This window comes from Ruegeria sp. CE12 (assembly GCF_056537525.1).
Map to the genome: position 1 here is coordinate 1 of NZ_JBQFRS010000010.1, position 17,353 is coordinate 17,353.

Genomic DNA, 17,353 nt, shown 5'->3' on the forward strand with positions numbered 1-17,353 from the left:
CGCCCGCGCGGGTCCTGATCCCAAAAACAGGTCGTCTGTAGCTGGCTTTCGCGTTTTGAGAGAACTGTCATTTGAGGAACAAAAGGAATAACTAATGTCTTGTGAAAATTATCCCATACCTGGTTTCTACAGTCCCCTTGGTCTGGGCATCAATCCGGTTAGCCTCAACCCGATTGCCAACGCGATTGAAAAGTTGACGAAAATTAAGTTTCCTATCGACTTAGATGCGAGAATGGCAACTGGGATGAACAACGTAATTGTTGTGGGTGGTTCTGTTAGCGCGCCCGGATTCGGGGGGCTTCGCGGAGAAATGAGCTTTGACAAGGGTGGAAACCCGTATGGTACGAGTATTTCAGGAGAAGGCGGCTTCAATATAAGCCTTGGCGATATTCCACTCGGTTCGTCAACAATCACGATTAGTGGTGATGAGGTTACGTTTACCCTACCTAACGGTACCAAGGGTACTTACAACTCTGACACCATAAAATCTGACGTCGAAAGGGCCATGAAAGACTTTACGAAAGATCCGGCAAAAGCTGCAGCAGCAGGGGATGCGGCCAAAGCACTGCTGGACGGTATCAAGGAATTTGAGGGAGGAGCCGAGAAAGCGGCAAATGCCATTAGAGATTACATAGAAGATCACCTGCCAGACCCTTGCGATAATCCGGGCGAGGATGTGATTCCGGTTGTTAAAAACCCCGTATCGTCTCCTCTCGTTCTTGATTTGGACGGAGATGGTATAGAACTTACGTCGCTTAATGGTACGTCAACATTTTTTGATCTTGACGTAAACGGGTTTGCTGAAGCGACGGGGTGGGTTGCGCCGGACGACGCATTGCTTGCGTTGGATGTTGATGGTGATGGCCGTATCGAAAATGGTTCTGAACTCTTTGGGGACCAAACCGGCCATGATCATGGCTTCCTTGCGCTTGCTGAGTATGATGACAATGGTGACGGTGTCATCGATGCCAATGACGCTGTTTTTGATGATTTGTTGATTTGGCAAGACCTCAACGGGGACGGCGTCAATCAGGAGAATGAAACACGCAGCTTGACTGAAGCAGGAATAACTTCGATTTCAGTTAACGCCACTGCGACAGACTATGAGGTGGCTGGAAACGAAGTTCTTTGGGAAAGCAGTTTCACCTGGGCCGACGGAACAACAGGCGTGATTGCGGATGCGTTCTTTGCAACAGATACCGGATCCACCACCCCGATATTACCCGATGGTTTTACACACCATTCGGAAGCATTCATTCTTCCGGTGTTGTCCGGCTCAGGCGAGGTGGCATCCTCAATTGTTGCCTATTCTCTGGATCAGGACCTACGCGCCCAAGCTCACAGTTTATTAGAGCAATTGTCGAACGGTGATGTAAGTAGTTTCTTCGCCGCATTTGAGGATTTCCTTCTGAAATGGGCAGGTGTGAACGACGTGGACCCAGCAAGCCGTGGTATTCATGTCGACGCTCGCCATCTTGAACTAATGGAAAAGCTGGTTGGCTCTGGCTTTGCAGGCGGTGTCGACGTGAACCCCGGGCTGAGACAGGGAGAAGATCTAAAAGAAGCCTTCGAAGAACTTGTCCAAAGGTTTGCGATACGTTTCATAGAGCAGGCCCCGACCGCAAGTGACGCGCTTGAGTTGATGTCGGCCGAAGACCATCCGCTGAAAGCTCTTTCCGATATAATGGAAGTGATTTCGGCTTCCAATGAAACGGTTAGTGCAGATTTGGCAGATGTACTTTCTGGGCTTCAAAGCGCCGTTGATGCAGGCAACATCACTGCAAGCAATGCCGCAGCTGCGATTAGGTTAATGCAAGTTGATTTCAGTAAAAACCATGCCGACGCAGATGTTTTGTTGCAAACTGCCATGCAAGCAGCAGGTCTTGATAAGCTCTCCGAATTCTATCTGCAGCTCGTCCATGGTGTTGAATATGATATTGCGGTCGGTACCGACGACGCCAATACCCTGTCAGCATCCGGCAAAGGATACCTGGTTGGGCACGGCGGAAACGACTCTATTGTTGGCGGTCAGGACGGCAACGTCATCATTGGCGGCAAGGGGAACGACAACATTACCGGTGGCGTGGGGAAAGATGAATACATCTACAACCTCGGCGATGGGTCTGATGTGATCTACGACAAGAGCCACAACAGCAGCATCAACGACAAGTTGACCTTCACCGATTTGAATGCCGGGGATGTCACTTTCTCTCAGAATGCGGGCCAGGATCTGGTCATCGCGCTGAGCAACGGCGAGACAGTGACAATCATCGATCATTTCAGCAGTGATCGATACGACATTGAGCTTATTCAATTCGCCGATGGAACCGTACTCAACAGCCAGCAGATCCGCGACAAATCGGTCGCCGATCAGAAAGCTTCAGGTGCAGTTAGAGGATCGAACTTCGCCGAAAACTATGTACATACACAGGGGGATGGCTCGTATACGATCTGGGACAAGAGCCACGGCAGCAGTATCAATGACAAGCTGACCTTCACCGATGTGAATGCCGGGGATGTCACCTTTTCTCAGAATTCGGGTAAGGATCTGGTCATCACACTGAGCAATGGCGAGACAGTAACAATCATCGACCATTTCAGCAGTGACCGGTACGATATGGAGTTGATTCAATTCGCTGACGGTACCGTGTTCGACGGCCAGCAAATCAGGGACAAGACTGTGGCTGACCAGAAAGCTTCAGGTGCGGTGGGTGGCTCTTATTATGCCGAAAACTATGTCCACACACAGGGCGATGGCTCGTATTCGATCTGGGACAAGAGCCACGGCAGCAGTATCAATGACAAGCTGACCTTCACCGATGTGAATGCTGGAGATGTCACCTTTTCTCAGAATGCCGGCCAGGACCTAGTTATCACACTGAGCAATGGTGAAACGGTGACAGTCATCGACCACTTCAGGAGTGATCTCTATGATATGGAGCTGATCCAGTTCGCTGACGGTACCGTTCTCAACGGGCAGCAAATCCGTGACAAAGCGCTGAGTGGCGGTTCGGGTGAAGATACGATAATCGGGTTCTCGACAAACGATGTTATTAACGGAGGCGCAGGTAACGACGTTCTGACCGGCGGTGGCGGTGCCGATGAGTTTGTCTTTGAGACATCGTTTGGCAATGACACTATAACGGACTTTGCTGACGGAAGTGACCTTATCCGTGTCGACATTGTGGGTCTTGGTTTTGACGACCTCGTAATCACTCAGAATGGAAACGATTCTGAAGTGGATATCGCAGGGCACGGAACAATTACATTGTCCGGGGTCAATAGCAGTGCTCTGACAGTGGATGATTTCCTGTTCTGATCAATCGAGTTATTTGTCAGTCCAAAAATAGAGACAGCTCAGGCTCCATTAATTGAATTTGGGGCCTGACTTCTCCTTCTGAGACAGCCGTGTTGATAAAAACCCGGCAACTATGTGTCAGGTTTAACTGTGTGTTGAGCAGGCGCTGACCGAGCGTAAGCTTCAAGTTCAAGATGAGGGAGACCGACGGCACCTAGCTCAATGTAGATGCTGTCGCGACCCACGATGGGCAAGACATCCTCACCGATGAAGGTTTGCTCAGGCTCGAAGCAACTGATGTTGTCGGCCACTAAGCGGACGTTTGCTGCATTGCGAGAGTCTAACTCACTAACGGCAGCTTTGCGCAGCGAACTGACTTTACCGAGTTTATCTGAAGGGCCAATCTTTCTGTCTGGAAAAAAGCAGCGCCATGTATCATACGAGATGACCCAATCGCTGAGGACGATTCGACAGATGCGATTGTAGTGCATGCATAAGTTTTTGAAACCTAGCTTCTAAATACTAACGTAGATCCAAAGTCCTCCATCACAGTAGCTTAGGATTCTGGTCAAGTTTACTCGACCTTTTTTTCGAAACCCGCTCTGTCGATTTACTGTCGTCTTGGGCAACTGTGGCAGGCGATCTTTTTTCTGAAGTTTTAACTGACTTCTCTGGAAGTGCGTTGGTCGCGGTGTCAGGTGCAGAAGCAAAATTAGGAGCAACCTCGAATTCGCCACTAAAGAGCGCTGGTCGCTTCGCGCCCACAAAGTCGGCGAACACACCTAAGACCGACTTTGCTTCAACACTGAGTCCGGCCAAAACGGTTCGGCTTCGGGCATGAGCTCGCCCTTCTAACTCGCGAGCGACCTTGAAGAGAAGAGCGCTATTTTGTTCTTTGACAAAAAACTCTGCAATTATTTCGGCACGAAGCGAAGTGAACATATGATCCAAAGCGTCACTTGCCTGTCGCGCGATGACGCGACCGTTATTCACACCCTCAGAAATTACAGATAACACCGTATCTATGCTTTTCTTCACTCGGCTATCGCCAGAGTCGCCATATGTAACCCCTGAATACAGCATTTGATGACGAACTTGCGGCTGCTCGAAAGCAAGTTTATCGAGTGCGGAATCCAGTGCTATGCATGCAAATGATGCTGAAAGATATGCGCCACGAAGTGCTTGCTCGCGATGCTGCGGTCGAGTTGCCGCGCGTTCAGAGAAAAAACGAAATGAATTAATCGCTCTATTGAAGGCTGGAAAAGGAGCTAAGCTTACAACGGCAGACTTGCCGAAATTTAATTGTCTTATCCAATCACCGTCCTGCTTATGACCAGCAATGAGGCTAATGCTACCCTCGAGCTCTTCAAGGCTTAGGCGGTCCTTAAGAAAGTTTTCACCAACCGAGGACCGAAGAAATGCCGCAGTCAGTAGCGAGACTTTCTGTTGGCGAGCGAAGCGGGCGACTTTCTGGCTATTATCTGTTGTAGTTACGAATGCTTGATCACAGTCGAGCGCAAGCTGCATTCCACGGGACCACATGACGCGTTCGAGTGCTTTCGGCGATTTTTTATCCTTAACGTCGACTAGTGCCCGAGAGCGACCGACGGTCCCTTGACGCCCATAAAGCCAAACGTCAACATCCGTGACCTCTTCGTCTTCGAAGTGTATCCAAGCGCCTCGAATCGCAACGTAGCCTTGACGAGCAAAATACGCCCTAGCTAGTTCCTCAAGTCCTGCACCCTTAGCCAACAAACTCAAACTCCACTTCTTAAGCGGTTCAGCGTTTCATGTACAAATCGCTTGTCTGCAATTTCATTCCTCATACGTACCTCCGTTCTCGCCGCATGGGGACCCTTAAACGCTCTCGCCGGCGAGCCATCCAGTAGTACTGCCTCTTGGGCTGCGGCACCACCTCGGACGATTGTTAAAGCAAGTTCACCAACGTCTTTCTTTAGTAGCCGCATAGTGAACCGGCCGCGGCGACGTTCAATAACTTCGACAACTTGACGAGCTTCTAGCTCGCGATAATCCTCGCCTATCGCACGGATGCCACCGGCACGAGCAGCCAGCTCATCTCCTCTTATGAGTGCTTTGATGAGGTCTTCCGGCATAGTGATTCTTCCTCGAGTATAGTTACTGCGAGTCTGCCCATATGTTAGTGACGCGATTAAAGCCTTTGCATCATCAATGGGGTCTTCCTCGAATGGCCGACCGAATTTCTGAAAATCATTGGGGGATGCCACGTACCCAACGGACTCGGTACTGTTGCTCACCTCCATACGGTCGAACAAGCCTACGCTGATGAGCCGCTTGTAGAGCTCGAAACCAAGCATTTCCTGAACATCGACATCGTACAACGCGCCCTGTTGTTCCAACTTCTCATGTACTTCACTCAGACGCGCACGCTCATCTGTCTTTAGATCTTCGAGCACTTTATGTGCCTTTTTAGCGTATTGCCCGTCGCGAAATGTATGCGAGTTAAACAGCAAGCTGTGCCCAGGCTCACCCTCCTCGTCTATCAACGCCGTTGCCCTCGACAAGTCAACGAGCGAGGTTGCTGCTTGCTGCCCAAGCCTATGGGTGTCGGAGATGTACTCCTCTGCTTCCGAGCGTTTCATCGGCTTGTCAGAAACATGTTCTGAAAGGTCCAAAATTGCCAACTCGTCATGAGATGGATTTTGCGCCTCAAAAACTTCGACCGTTGTTTCCAGTACCGCTTGAGTTGTTGCGCCTAATACTGCAACCGCCCCATTCTCTGAAACGTCAATCCTACCCGCATCCTTTAGGATTTTGAGCCCCATTTGCCGCGAAGGCTTATCAATATCGTTTAGATGACAAGCGTTGCTCACGGTCTCGCTGGAGATTGTGAAGGTGTTCTCTGCATCTGATTGTCGGCGAAGCAAATTGTACAGGCGCCCAATCTTGCCAGAATACGAAATGTTTTCCAACCTCGCAGTCCCAGCGCCAGAGTATGCGTCAAGGCTTTTGGATTGAGCAAGTAGCCACGCTCCTTTAGTTTTTGCTTCCATCCCTTTTGGATTCCTACCATTGTTCTACTCACAGCGGAAACTAATCAGAAAAATTATTAATTGTAAGCACTTAACACATGTATATTGCAATTTTCTCACCAAATCCCACTACGCCAATCGCGATGTCTACTTACTTTTCTAGCCTGCGGGAAGACACAGGTGTGGCGGTTCATTTTTAGGAAGAATCTTAGTTTTACCTCATGTAGCTGGCCGAAAGGCTTACATGCAGAGCAGTCAAAAAAATTGATGCACTATGCCTGTTGACAGTCAGTTGACCGTGAAGTGCACCTTTCGAAAGTTCGGATTGGCGTGCACGAGTGTCGGCTACGAGCCCAGAGCTACGGATGGTATATTGGCAAGCCCATCACGTAGTAGACTGGCAAAACGAACGATAGAAAATGTGCAAGTGTTGCCAAAGGGTTTTCAATCGCGACGCGCAACATCGACTTTTCCAAGTGGAATATCTTTACCGTATCAGCCCGATATCGCGGAGAAAATGCCAACAATACTCCATACGTTCCAAGCATCGACATGGCGACAACGGCAACGCTTTGATCCTGTGTCATAGTGAGGCCCTGAATTTTGTTTGAATAACTTTGCGCAAAGTTTGCTCATGTTTCAATGGCAGCAAAGTCCGCTCGCCAGTCATCCGGCCCCGGACTGTGAACGACAGCTTTGTGCAGTTTGCGGACCGCTGCACGAGCGAAAGGCGGAAGTGGGATCAAGGGCAGCTTCGGGCTCGAAGCAGAGAAGCCTTAAGTCGCCTCCAAGCCGAAAAAAAAGATCAAACCTGCTATTTCTCTGGGTTTAGTCAAGCTATTCTCTTCTCGGTTATGTCGATTTTCTAGCAGTCTTACGGCGTATTTCTGCCGCAAGATTATCAGCCTCTGTCAGAAGTCGAAAAACCTCTTTCCGCACTGCGTGAAATCGATCTAACTCAGCCGGCGCCGACAATTGAATGTCTTGCATTGTAATCGGTGCAGCAGCTTCACTATCAAGGAACTTTTCCATACGTGCGATACGTTTTCCTTTGTCGCTTGGATCTTGCTGGTCTAAAAACACGCGCCAGTGCTTCTTGCCTTTACTCTCGTTGCACGAGCGGCAGCACGGCACCAAATTTCTAATTTGGTGGCCATAACCTGAGTACTCTCCGTCCAATACTAAATTGAAGACATGGTCCCAAGTCGCAGCGTCTGCTCCACAATATGTGCATTCAAGATCAGCTTCGGGATCTTGTCCAAGATCGCGAAGGGCTACAGCAACCGCTTCGCTAGAGTATTTGTCGAATGATGCAATCGCAGATGCAAATGCGCCTGAGAATGTACTTTTTCGGGCCATAATCCTTGAGGCTTTGAGATATTTCTTAATTTTATCCGCCTTCATGTCGTTCCCAAATCTCAACACGTTTAACTATAGATTGTTGGTACCAAAGCACGATTTTTCAAAAAGTTTCAATGATTTGAATGCAGTTTCTTGCAAATCAAATTCTGTCGCCATCCTCACCCAACAATCGAGCTTCGGCTGTACCTGTTCGCCCCCCCACGTGTATGGCGCGCGCTTCACAGCGCAGGGTTCCGAGGTCGGGGCGAATTGGGGTACGAACTCGAGGCCTGTTAGCTGACGGCAAGGTGCAGTCGCGTCAACGCGTTCGTTCCCAGGTCCAGATCGCGTAATCCAGTTGCCGAGGAGTCCAGGCGAAACCGCGCTCAGCCAGATTGGGAACCGCATTCTGCAATATTGATCTGGCAAACTCCGGGGTGACACGCTCGGGTTTCGTGTTCACCGCCTTAGCGATGTAGCGCTGAACCATCCGGTCCGGTTTGATCAGGTTGTCATTGCCCGCGAGCATCCGAAAGTAGTCGAATGAAATCCCGCTTCCCTGACCCGGAATGCCGCGGACCTGTTTTTCGACCGTTGTTAGCCGGGTATCGGTCAAGTCCCCGAAATCTTCGATCCTGATTTTCTTCAAAGCTGCGGCAAACTGACGAACCGCTTCCGCTTTCAGAATGCCCGAGCGGGTGGATGTGCGTTGCCTGTTGCCGAAGAGGGTGCCAGCCATCTGCTCCGGAGTCAGGCCATCAAACAGCGCCAGAAACTCACTGATGGTGTGCTCGCCGGTTGAGCGAGGCGCATCCGGCGCCAACGACATCGTCCAGCCCTGGCGTTCGCAAAACCGGGCCACCGCGTTTGCGGTAGAGGTGTATGTGACGCCAATCGAAAACACCGCATCAATTACACATAGCGGCAGGGAGGCGTAGAAGAACTCCCCGGGCAGGGGCAACGGTTTCAGCCCGGTTTTGATGACGTGGTCCGCGAGCTGTTTTGCCTGTCCTTCAATTGTCGCCCGAAGTTCGCCGGCCGCTGTCTCTGAAATCAACATATCAATTCCTTTTGTCGTCGTTCAGTGACATCGACAAATGCTCGCTGCAAAATGGAAGTCAACACAAAATGTCACTGATCGTCTGTAGACGGATTGGCGACATCCCGGGCCATTGGGCTACATGGATGTTCGGGATCGTCTTAGTGGAAACATGCGGCGTCTGCGCCGGTCGAAAGACTGGTCGCAGGAAGAACTTGCGCATCAGTCCGGCATCCACAGAACCTACATCAGTGATCTCGAGCGCGGCGCCAGAAATCCTACGATTGAAGTGGTGGACAAGATTGCCGTGGCGCTTGGTGTACCCTGTGGAGAGTTGCTGGACTAATCAATGTTGCCGGAAGGCTCCGTGGCTTTCTTTTGGGTGCAGGCTGGTGCCGTTTCGGGGCTTGTCCAGTGCCTTGATTCCTCAGGGAAATTTGAAGGCACGGCGTTTAAACGTTTAGTATTATTGAATAAATTTTCCTTCAGGTGTCAGAAATTTCTTGCCGCACGTGGGGCGAATCTGTAAGTACGATGCTGCTAAATGATTGCGAAGTGAGAAGGTTCGGAGGTCTTCCTCTCTCACGCTGCGCCAGCGGCCCTTCGCATAGGACTTACCGATGTTAGTCCGGCCTCCCATACATCACGTCAACTGCTGTGCTGCTCAGGCGGTGCGGTTTTTTTGTGTCACGGCTTCGGGCGTGCACGACTATTATGGGAAAGGAGTCCCGATGAAAGAGAATGACGCAAATCGAAATGCGCTCACGTCGCATCACAGTCTTATCGACAGGCGCTTTAATGTGAATCCAAACTCTCTTGTCGACAATCATCTTCTGTCTGCAAAACCGACGGAAGAAGAGGTGTCCCGGTTTGAGCAATGCTTGAGATCCAGGAGTGTCTTGACGCCAGTTCTTATTGACAACGAAGACAGGATAGTTGCGGGTAGCGGATTGGTAAAAGCCGCGATCCGCCGCGGATGCGATGTCATTTCTGCTTACAGACTTGACGAGTTCAGTGCGGAAGATCTGAAAGTTTATGCAAAATCACTGATCCGCTTTACTGAACTTCTGCGTTTGGATCGTGATCTGTTTCTCGCTGACGTAGAGCAAATTGGTGCGTTGGCCGACATCATAGAATGTGTGGCCAAAAGTCCCTGCGATGCGGGCGATAATCTGACCGTCTGACTGGTTGGAGCGCGGACATCTGCGCTCCGACAACGCAAAGCGAAGTGATCGGTGGGGGGCCTGCCGATCTTGTGCCGGAAGATTCCGGCCCTTCGCACGGATCTGTTGATCCGGCCTCTTCCTGAAACAGCGCAGACCGGTTCTCCGAACGGAGATCTGATCTCTGTCAGGGCGAGCCGGCTGCGCGCATTTGAAAGGCCCCGAAATGGCTGACATTAAAACCCTGCCGGAGGAAACCCGGCTGAAAATCGTCTATCGCAAAACGGATGATCTGATCCCCTATGCCGGCAATGCCCGGACACATAGTGACAAACAGATTGACCAGATTGCAGCGTCGATCCGGCAGTTTGGCTTCACCAATCCTGCATTGATCGACGAAAATGGCGGCATCATTGCCGGCCATGGTCGCGTTGCTGCAGCCAAACGACTTGGCACTGCTGAGGTACCGACAGTTAAACTTGCGCATCTGTCGGACGCAGAACGGCGTGCCTATGTCATTGCTGACAACAGACTGGCTGAACTGGCCGGCTGGGATCGCGACATCCTGAAAATCGAATTCCAGGCGCTGGATGAGTTAGAGCTGGATTTTGATCTGGAAATTACCGGCTTTGAAACAGCCGAACTGGATTTGTTGCTGGATGACGATGATGAAGAAACAGCGGACCCGGCCGATGAGGTGCCTGAACCTGCTGAAGAGCAGGGAATCACGAAGCCCGGTGATGTCTGGATTCTTGGTACGCACAGACTGATCTGCGGCGATGCACGTGATCCAGAAACACATGCACGCCTGATGGGCGATGATCGCGCGCGCGCTGTGTTTACCGATCCGCCTTACAACGTCAAAATAGATGGTCATGTCTGCGGCTCAGGTGCCGTGAAACACCGTGAGTTTGCTATGGCCGCCGGTGAGATGGATGCCAGTGCCTTTACAGCCTTCTTGGAAGCGTCGCTCGGAGCCATGGCGGGTGTCAGCGTTGACGGTGCCATTCACTTTGTCTGCATGGACTGGCGCCACATGCCGGAGCTGCAGTCAGCCGGATCCAAAACCTATTCAGAGCTGAAAAATCTGATTGTCTGGGCCAAGACCAATGGCGGCATGGGTGCGTTTTACCGGTCGAGACATGAACTGATCTATGTCTGGAAAGTCGGAACTGCTCCGCATCTCAATACTTTTGGCCTTGGTGAGAATGGCAGATACCGGACGAATGTCTGGGATTATCCCGGAGTGAACAGCTTTGGTGGAAATCAGAAAGATCTGGAACTGCACCCGACGGTTAAGCCGGTGGCGCTGGTGGCGGATGCGATCAGAGATGTCACTCGGCGCGGTGATTTCGTGCTGGATGGCTTTGGCGGATCCGGCACGACCCTGATAGCTGCAGAGCGTTTTGGCCGCAGAGCCCGCCTGGTGGAGCTCGACCCGATCTATTGTGATGTTATCTGCCGTCGATTTATGGCGCAGACAGGGCAGCAAGCTGTTCTGGCCTCCACTGGTGAGACATATGCTGAGATGGCCGCTCATCGCGCTGTAGAGGCTATGGCTCCGGCGACGGAGGCTGCAGAATGAGTGATCAGACCAAAACTCAGGTGGGCTATATGCGCCCACCTGAACACAGCCGCTTCAAAAAGGGGAAATCCGGCAATCCAAAAGGCCGGCCCAAAAAGCAGGATGATATTCTGTCTCTGACGCAAAAAGTGCTGAAGCGCAAAGTCAGGCCGAAGGGTGCAGAGAAACAGATGCCAATTAGCGAAGCCCTGATCCGCAAACTGCGGGAGCTGGCTCTGTCCGGTGACCGGCGTGCCATGGACCTGCAGCGGCGTATCCTGGAAGAGGCTGGTGCTGCTCAGGCTGCTGAGTGTGATCCGAAGGAGAAAAAGCAGCGGATCCTGACAGCGCTCCGGAAGATGGGTGTCAATGTCATCGACGATGGAGGTGGAAATGACTGACACTTACGACATCGGCTATGGCAAACCTCCAAAATCCAGCCAGTGGAAGAAAGGTCAGTCCGGCAATCCGAAAGGTCGGCCGAAAACCCGTTCCGATCTGGTTAAAGACGCTGCAGCGATCCTGTCGGAGCCTGTTGCAGCCCGCACACCTGACGGCCGGACTGTGTCGCTGGACGGATATGAAGCTGCCTACCAGGCGCTCTGTAAAAAAGGTCTCAAAGGTCACGTGCCGTCCCTGATCAAAGCGATCAACATCATGCTGGAGGTGCAGCCGGAAATGGATGCCAGAGAAAACCAGGATAAACAGCGCCGCGAACAGATACTCGCAAGGCTGGAAAAAATGGGTGTCGATGTCAGTGGTGCCAGACGCGCATCTGCTGATACAAGCTGAAAAGTTTTGCCACTGATTTAGCGTCCAGACACGGCTCGGATCAGGGGCGATGGTGTTATACCCGCCGCCCCTGCCGAACATAGTCCCAGGTGTGTCGACCGGGTATCAGCGATATCTGCCAGCCAGTCGCTCTATGGCCCGTATGCGGGCGTCAGCGTGGTTCAGCAGGGCCTGAATGGACCGTATCAGCTCTCCGGCCTCTTCTGCATCTGTCAGCGGGTGCTGGCCCATCAGGGCCAGCGTGGCCGCATCCTCCAGATTGCCCGTCAGCTTGGCAAAAACAAAACTGAGCTGTTCCCGGGTTACGTCGTCCATGACTGCAGTACGGCTTGCCGGGCCATGGAAGTCGAGCGAATTCTGCACTGCCTTCGAGTGTGTTGCAAAACGGGTTGAGCATCGTGACGATATTCAGTTCCCAACCTGCGTTAACTTCAGATTCACTCCAATGTTTCCAGAATGTTCTTGCTTCGCGGGACTCTGGTCGCCATAGTGACAAAAAAATTCCCCGCGAAAATCTGAGGCGCGGGAGCAGAGGGCAAGCAGAATGACCGAATTTGAATTGTTGTTGCAGAAAACCGGGCATTCGGTTTCTGAAGCTGCGGAAATCCTGGGTTATTCTGAAAGTCACATCTACCGCTGGAAACGTGGAGAGGAAACCCCGCGCGAGGGGGTCATGAACCTGTTGCGGATGGAAGCCGAAGCGCGCCAGCCGTATACCTCCGGCGCGGCATTTTCTTTCATTGACCTGTTTGCCGGTATCGGCGGCCTGAGAAAGGCGATGGAGAGCGTGGGCGGGCGCTGCGTTTTTACGTCGGAATGGGACAAATACGCTCAGCAAACCTACGACGCCAATTTCGCGGATAACCGCCTCATCGCGGGCGACATCACTCAAATCGAGGCCGAAGAGATCCCGGAACATGACGTTCTGGTCGCCGGGTTTCCCTGCCAGCCGTTTTCGATTGCCGGCGTTTCGAAAAAGAACGCACTTGGCCGTGCACACGGATTTGATGACGAGACCCAGGGCACACTATTCTTCGATGTGCTGCGGATCCTGAAACATCACCGTCCGGCAGCCTTCATGCTGGAAAACGTGAAAAACCTGCGCAGCCACGACAAGGGCCGGACCTTTGAGGTCATCATGCGGAAACTCCGTGATGAACTAGGTTATCATGTGCCTGAGCCTAGGGTCATTGATGCTGCCCATTTTGTACCTCAGCACCGGGAGCGGATTGTCATTGTCGGCTTCCGCGAAAACGTACCGTTCAGCTTTGATGATGTTCTATTGCCGCCCCATCGGGAGCGCCGGATGCGGGATATCCTGCATCCGGAAAACGGCATTGAAAACCCGGAAGAGCACTACACTCTGGGCAACGACGCGATCGTTAGCGACAAATACACTCTTACTGATAAGCTCTGGAAATACCTTCAGGACTATGCCGCGAAACACAAAGCCAAAGGCAACGGGTTTGGCTTTGGTCTGGTGGATGGCGACAGCATCGCCCGAACTCTGTCTGCACGGTACTACAAGGACGGATCCGAAATTCTTGTGAGCCGGGGTGAAGGCAATAATCCTCGCAGGCTCACACCGCGCGAATGTGCCCGCCTGATGGGGTATCCGGAAGATTTCCGGATCCCGGTTTCTGACACCCAGGCCTATAAGCAGTTCGGGAACTCAGTCGCTGTGCCGGTATTTGCCGAAGTGGCCCGGATTATGGAGCCGCATGTCCGAGCAATCCTGGAAGGGCAGGGGAAGGTACCTGTTCGCAAAGCTGGCTGACGTACACGACCGCCAAACCCGCAGCCGCAACATGGCGGCTATCCGAGGTGCGGATACCAAACCGGAACTGATCATCCGGCGCGGGCTTCATGCCCGGGGATTCCGCTATCGCCTGCACGGCCGCAAACTGCCGGGTCGGCCGGATCTGGTGCTGCCAAAATATCAGGCCGTAATATTTGTAAACGGGTGCTTCTGGCATGGTCATCAATGTCCGCTGTTCAAGTGGCCGAAAACGCGCGAAGAGTTCTGGCGGGACAAAATCGGCGGGAACGCGGAACGGGATCAGAGGAACCTGGCTGCTCTGAAAGCATCAGGCTGGCGCGTCGGTGTTGTTTGGGAATGTGCACTGAAAGGGAAACGCCGCCTTCAGTCGGCACACGTCCTCGATTGCCTTAGCGAATGGCTCGAGGGGGATGCAGCAGATTGTATGATCGAAGGTCAGGATCAGGAGACCACTGACACTCTCGCATAAAGTTCCCGCAACGCCGCTTCCAGGCGCGATGTCCCGATCCGCCATTGCGGCCGGACCTTCGCGCTCCCGTCTGCGTAGATTGTGTGGGCGGGGTCATAGTAAACCAGACCAGATGCGATCGCGCGCAGCAGACGCCAGACATCGGTACCTTCACACATGAACCATGGTGCGTCGAAGCAGTATTGATCGCCCCCTCTATCAGGATCCTTACGGAACCCGGCAGGCACATAGGCTGCCAGCGCGTGTTTAGTGTTCCAGGAATTAGCAAGTTTTTCGAGAGACCAACCGCCAATCAGTCTCCCGGTGTCCGGATCTGAAATTCCAACAAAGATCTCATCCGGGTTGTCGTCGAACTCACCGCTAACAGGGTTAAACCCTGAGACCCCAAGAAGGTATCCGGTCGAGTTGCTCCGTTTACCCGCGCGATGCACGCCAGTGAAGCGGTGAGAGCCGTCTCCCTTTTTTCCTTCCCAGCCGTAAGTCATCATGAAATCGCGAAAGGTAAGATCGCCTTCAGCGCCCATATCCGCTGTCGGTGTCATCAGGCTGATTTTGTCACCTCTGAAGGACTTGATTTCATGGCCATACGCATCGGGTTCTTTTAGCGCGTTGGTCTCGACGCCGAGCAGTGCCTCCAGCGTGTATCCGGCGCCCTGGTTTCCTTTGAACGGAACGATGGTACCACCCTTGTTTCTGACAGACGGGTGCCACCCGGCAGCGACAATCCCCCGAAGCTCGCGGGTCAGCTGTTCCTGGGGAGTTACTGTTGCATCGCCTGTGACATTCAGGATGCCAAGGACACCTGATATTCCCGAGGGTGCGAGTTTGGGGAAATCCGCTACGACCGAGTCATCACGTTCGGTCAGAAGTAATCCGAAGATTTCGCCCGCCCGATTGGCTCCGAGGCCCAGGATGCGTTTTCCGAACTTCGCTTGTTTAGATCTCCAAATGGCTTCAGGCGCCCATTCTCGTCCTTTCAAGAACCCTGACAACCGGGCTTCCGGATACTGGAAATACTCGATCAGTTTCGTATTGGGTGCGTGATATCGGCTACCATCTGCATCGAGCCAGAAGAAGTTGAGATGCGCCTCAGTGATCGGACGACCTGCGGAAGAGTTGCTCTTCTTAGTGCTGCTGCTTGGTTTGCGCAGGCGGATTTCGCGCACGGGAAAAGCGTTCACCAGCCCTTCAAGCTGGCTGGCAAGAACTATCTGGTTTTTATCGTTGTCCTGTTTAGGAGCAAGAATCTTGACGTAAATCCGGTCAACGTCTGCATCACTGAAAAGGTTTCGAAACTGATCGATTGATGAAATGCCCATGCGCGGAAACTAGCGTAATGGTCGTATCGAGCACAATGGGTGGTAGCGGCCCTTATAGGCCGGGACAAAAAGAGGTTCGGCAGGTTGGTCAAATACGACGGGCAGAACGGCTTTTCAGAGGACGCGATGCAGGGGCTTAAGGACCTGGAAGCACGAACGCCGCCACCTGAGGCAATCACCGAACCGGCTCACGCACCCAGTTATGCTTACCGAAACCGACTGTCGCCAAAGAACGCAGCTGGTGGCGGCTTGGTGAAGGGTGATGACGGGGCAAAACGCCCGCATTATTGGGGCCACCGTGAGCGATTGCGGCAACGGTTTCCTTGGCCAATCGTAGTGTCGTTAGGACCAGCTCACCAGATCGCCTAACCTGCAGAGACCGCGGCGCACCAAACCGCCGTGGGAAACCAGTCACCAGGTTTGATTGAGATGCACGATCGCCACGTAGCCCGAGAGATCCCTCCCATCGATGTTCCGGTAGCGGACCAGCACCAGACCATTCTCCTCGGTACCCTTCTTCACTTCGACAGGATGACCGATGGGGAGCCTGTCGATCGTGGTTGATTCAAGGAATGGCCCAACATGCACTTTGAGAGTTTGGCTCTCGATGTTGACCGAAGAGCTGACCCATGGGTTCTCTTTCTGCACCTGAATGATGAACGGTTGCTCCGGGATTTCGCAGTCTTTCTGATCTACAGGTGCGAGAATGCAAGAATTGAGTGCCATGACGAGGGTGACGACCGCCGAGAGGCGACCGATTGCCTGCCAGGTTCCGGACTCTACACCCACGGGTGCTCCCATTTGGGTCGCCCGCTGATGTGCCTTCTTGCAGGCTTCCACGACCACCTTTGCCTGCTCGATGTTCTCTGGCGGCCCATTCAGAAGATACTCGACCTGCGCCAACTGTTTATTTATCTGGTGAGACAGCTCGACTTGACCAGCTCTATCCGCCTTCAGCACCATCACGTCCCGGAGGATTTGTTTCCTCAATTGAAGCTGCCGCCTCGGGTTTTTGCCGTTTCGGCTTAGCCGGCTAGCAAGCTTCCTGATCTCTTGGCGGGCACCAGCGATTGCTTGCCGCACCAAAGCCTCGAAGGGGAACGCCTTCGGGAGGGCCATAGCCCCACCGCCACCGCTCGAACCGGCTCCCCAACTGCCCTGCGACGACGCGGCCATGCCACCATCCAAATCCGCTGTGGGCTCGAGAGGCAACGCGCAAAGTAGCGCTTCCCAGATCCGCTTGGCATCCTCGTCGCTGACAGGTCCCTCCCCCCTTGGTACCCATCGTTCCCCATCTCCAGCGAATATCTGGAGGGGCAAGCTTTCCGCTGCAGTAGTCAGCGCCAACTTCGTCCATAGATGCTGATCGAGCGATGTTCGATCAAGCAGTTCGCAAGCTGGAAGCTCTTGGGACAGCAGCGTGATGAATTCTTGGGGATTAAAACGCGGCATGGTTCCTCCCTGGCAATTTGCGTATCAATGTGTTAATCAATTTGTCCCATTATGAGTGGACCGCGCCACCGATCAAGTCTGCAGTGTTCCTGTGATTTCTGCCGACAACACTCACCTCATCTGGT

16 protein-coding genes are annotated in these 17,353 nt (G+C 52.8%); 8 read left to right on the forward strand and 8 right to left on the reverse strand.

Annotation, left to right across the window (positions count from 1 at the left end; all coding sequences use genetic code 11):
• Positions 1-94 precede the first annotated feature (94 nt).
• The gene (locus tag ACR0IO_RS18585) at positions 95-3,319 is read left to right on the forward strand and encodes a calcium-binding protein (protein WP_480743534.1); all 3,225 of its coding nucleotides are present in this window, start codon (positions 95-97) and stop codon (positions 3,317-3,319) included.
• 525 nt (positions 3,320-3,844) lie between these two features.
• Here the strand turns inward: ACR0IO_RS18585 and ACR0IO_RS18590 are convergent.
• The 5 genes from ACR0IO_RS18590 to ACR0IO_RS18610 all read right to left on the reverse strand — a co-directional run bounded on the left by ACR0IO_RS18590 (position 3,845) and on the right by ACR0IO_RS18610 (position 8,710).
• A complete protein-coding gene (locus tag ACR0IO_RS18590; protein ID WP_480743537.1) occupies positions 3,845-5,059 on the reverse strand; it encodes a restriction endonuclease in 1,215 nt (404 codons plus the stop codon).
• Positions 5,056-6,249 (reverse strand): hypothetical protein, encoded by a 1,194-nt coding sequence (locus ACR0IO_RS18595; RefSeq protein ID WP_480743539.1) that lies wholly within the window; start codon positions 6,247-6,249, stop codon positions 5,056-5,058. The genes ACR0IO_RS18590 and ACR0IO_RS18595 overlap by 4 nt, the downstream gene beginning before the upstream one ends.
• 419 nt (positions 6,250-6,668) lie before the next feature.
• A complete protein-coding gene (locus tag ACR0IO_RS18600) occupies positions 6,669-6,896 on the reverse strand; it encodes a hypothetical protein (protein WP_480743541.1) in 228 nt (75 codons plus the stop codon).
• A 265-nt stretch (positions 6,897-7,161) separates the two neighbouring features.
• Positions 7,162-7,713 (reverse strand): HNH endonuclease, encoded by a 552-nt coding sequence (locus ACR0IO_RS18605; protein WP_480743543.1) that lies wholly within the window; start codon positions 7,711-7,713, stop codon positions 7,162-7,164.
• 256 nt (positions 7,714-7,969) lie between these two features.
• Positions 7,970-8,710 carry a hypothetical protein gene (locus ACR0IO_RS18610; RefSeq protein ID WP_480743547.1) on the reverse strand — a complete coding sequence of 247 codons (741 nt, stop codon included), beginning with the start codon at positions 8,708-8,710 and terminating at the stop codon, positions 7,970-7,972.
• A gap of 121 nt (positions 8,711-8,831) precedes the next feature.
• On the opposite strand from ACR0IO_RS18610, the gene ACR0IO_RS18615 reads away from it, so the two are divergent.
• The 5 genes from ACR0IO_RS18615 (at position 8,832) to ACR0IO_RS18635 (ending at position 12,208) form a co-directional block, all read left to right on the forward strand.
• Positions 8,832-9,035 carry a helix-turn-helix domain-containing protein gene (locus ACR0IO_RS18615; RefSeq protein ID WP_170335516.1) on the forward strand — a complete coding sequence of 68 codons (204 nt, stop codon included), beginning with the start codon at positions 8,832-8,834 and terminating at the stop codon, positions 9,033-9,035.
• Positions 9,036-9,420: 385 nt separating this feature from the next.
• On the forward strand, positions 9,421-9,873 hold the full coding sequence (locus tag ACR0IO_RS18620) for a ParB N-terminal domain-containing protein (RefSeq protein WP_480743549.1): 453 nt from the start codon (positions 9,421-9,423) through the stop codon (positions 9,871-9,873).
• A 205-nt stretch (positions 9,874-10,078) separates the two neighbouring features.
• A complete protein-coding gene (locus ACR0IO_RS18625) occupies positions 10,079-11,437 on the forward strand; it encodes a site-specific DNA-methyltransferase (protein ID WP_480743552.1) in 1,359 nt (452 codons plus the stop codon).
• Positions 11,434-11,817, forward strand: a complete 384-nt coding sequence (locus ACR0IO_RS18630; protein WP_480743554.1) for a DUF5681 domain-containing protein — start codon at positions 11,434-11,436, stop codon at positions 11,815-11,817. The genes ACR0IO_RS18625 and ACR0IO_RS18630 overlap by 4 nt, the downstream gene beginning before the upstream one ends.
• The gene (locus ACR0IO_RS18635) at positions 11,810-12,208 is read left to right on the forward strand and encodes a DUF5681 domain-containing protein (RefSeq protein WP_480743557.1); all 399 of its coding nucleotides are present in this window, start codon (positions 11,810-11,812) and stop codon (positions 12,206-12,208) included. Before ACR0IO_RS18630 ends, ACR0IO_RS18635 begins: the two co-directional genes overlap by 8 nt.
• A 105-nt stretch (positions 12,209-12,313) precedes the next feature.
• Here ACR0IO_RS18635 and ACR0IO_RS18640 read toward each other — a convergent pair whose 3' ends face one another.
• The gene (locus tag ACR0IO_RS18640) at positions 12,314-12,571 is read right to left on the reverse strand and encodes a hypothetical protein (RefSeq protein ID WP_480743559.1); all 258 of its coding nucleotides are present in this window, start codon (positions 12,569-12,571) and stop codon (positions 12,314-12,316) included.
• A 181-nt stretch (positions 12,572-12,752) separates the two neighbouring features.
• Between ACR0IO_RS18640 and dcm the strand changes: the two genes are divergently transcribed.
• A complete protein-coding gene (dcm, locus tag ACR0IO_RS18645; RefSeq protein WP_480743561.1) occupies positions 12,753-13,985 on the forward strand; it encodes a DNA (cytosine-5-)-methyltransferase in 1,233 nt (410 codons plus the stop codon).
• Entirely contained in the window at positions 13,930-14,457 is a 528-nt protein-coding gene (locus tag ACR0IO_RS18650; RefSeq protein WP_480743564.1) for a very short patch repair endonuclease, read from the forward strand. The genes dcm and ACR0IO_RS18650 overlap by 56 nt, the downstream gene beginning before the upstream one ends.
• Here ACR0IO_RS18650 and ACR0IO_RS18655 read toward each other — a convergent pair.
• Positions 14,430-15,776, reverse strand: a complete 1,347-nt coding sequence (locus tag ACR0IO_RS18655; protein WP_480743566.1) for an MvaI/BcnI family restriction endonuclease — start codon at positions 15,774-15,776, stop codon at positions 14,430-14,432. The two genes, ACR0IO_RS18650 and ACR0IO_RS18655, sit on opposite strands and share 28 nt — an antisense overlap.
• Positions 15,777-16,187: 411 nt before the next feature.
• Complete coding sequence (locus tag ACR0IO_RS18660; protein ID WP_480743570.1) at positions 16,188-17,228, reverse strand: hypothetical protein; 1,041 nt, start codon at positions 17,226-17,228, stop codon at positions 16,188-16,190.
• Positions 17,229-17,353 lie beyond the last annotated feature (125 nt).

What these genes read in the sequence shown, in the direction of transcription:
- ACR0IO_RS18660 (WP_480743570.1), bottom strand. Translation starts at nt 17,228, where the DNA reads ATGCCGCGTTTTAATCCCCAAGAATTCATCACGCTGCTGTCCCAAGAG.
- dcm (WP_480743561.1), top strand. Translation starts at nt 12,753, where the DNA reads ATGACCGAATTTGAATTGTTGTTGCAGAAAACCGGGCATTCGGTTTCT.
- ACR0IO_RS18605 (WP_480743543.1), bottom strand. Translation starts at nt 7,713, where the DNA reads ATGAAGGCGGATAAAATTAAGAAATATCTCAAAGCCTCAAGGATTATG.
- ACR0IO_RS18625 (WP_480743552.1), top strand. Translation starts at nt 10,079, where the DNA reads ATGGCTGACATTAAAACCCTGCCGGAGGAAACCCGGCTGAAAATCGTC.
- ACR0IO_RS18610 (WP_480743547.1), bottom strand. Translation starts at nt 8,710, where the DNA reads ATGTTGATTTCAGAGACAGCGGCCGGCGAACTTCGGGCGACAATTGAA.
- ACR0IO_RS18620 (WP_480743549.1), top strand. Translation starts at nt 9,421, where the DNA reads ATGAAAGAGAATGACGCAAATCGAAATGCGCTCACGTCGCATCACAGT.
- ACR0IO_RS18585 (WP_480743534.1), top strand. Translation starts at nt 95, where the DNA reads ATGTCTTGTGAAAATTATCCCATACCTGGTTTCTACAGTCCCCTTGGT.
- ACR0IO_RS18655 (WP_480743566.1), bottom strand. Translation starts at nt 15,776, where the DNA reads ATGGGCATTTCATCAATCGATCAGTTTCGAAACCTTTTCAGTGATGCA.
- ACR0IO_RS18635 (WP_480743557.1), top strand. Translation starts at nt 11,810, where the DNA reads ATGACTGACACTTACGACATCGGCTATGGCAAACCTCCAAAATCCAGC.
- ACR0IO_RS18650 (WP_480743564.1), top strand. Translation starts at nt 13,930, where the DNA reads ATGTCCGAGCAATCCTGGAAGGGCAGGGGAAGGTACCTGTTCGCAAAG.
- ACR0IO_RS18615 (WP_170335516.1), top strand. Translation starts at nt 8,832, where the DNA reads ATGGATGTTCGGGATCGTCTTAGTGGAAACATGCGGCGTCTGCGCCGG.
- ACR0IO_RS18630 (WP_480743554.1), top strand. Translation starts at nt 11,434, where the DNA reads ATGAGTGATCAGACCAAAACTCAGGTGGGCTATATGCGCCCACCTGAA.
- ACR0IO_RS18600 (WP_480743541.1), bottom strand. Translation starts at nt 6,896, where the DNA reads ATGACACAGGATCAAAGCGTTGCCGTTGTCGCCATGTCGATGCTTGGA.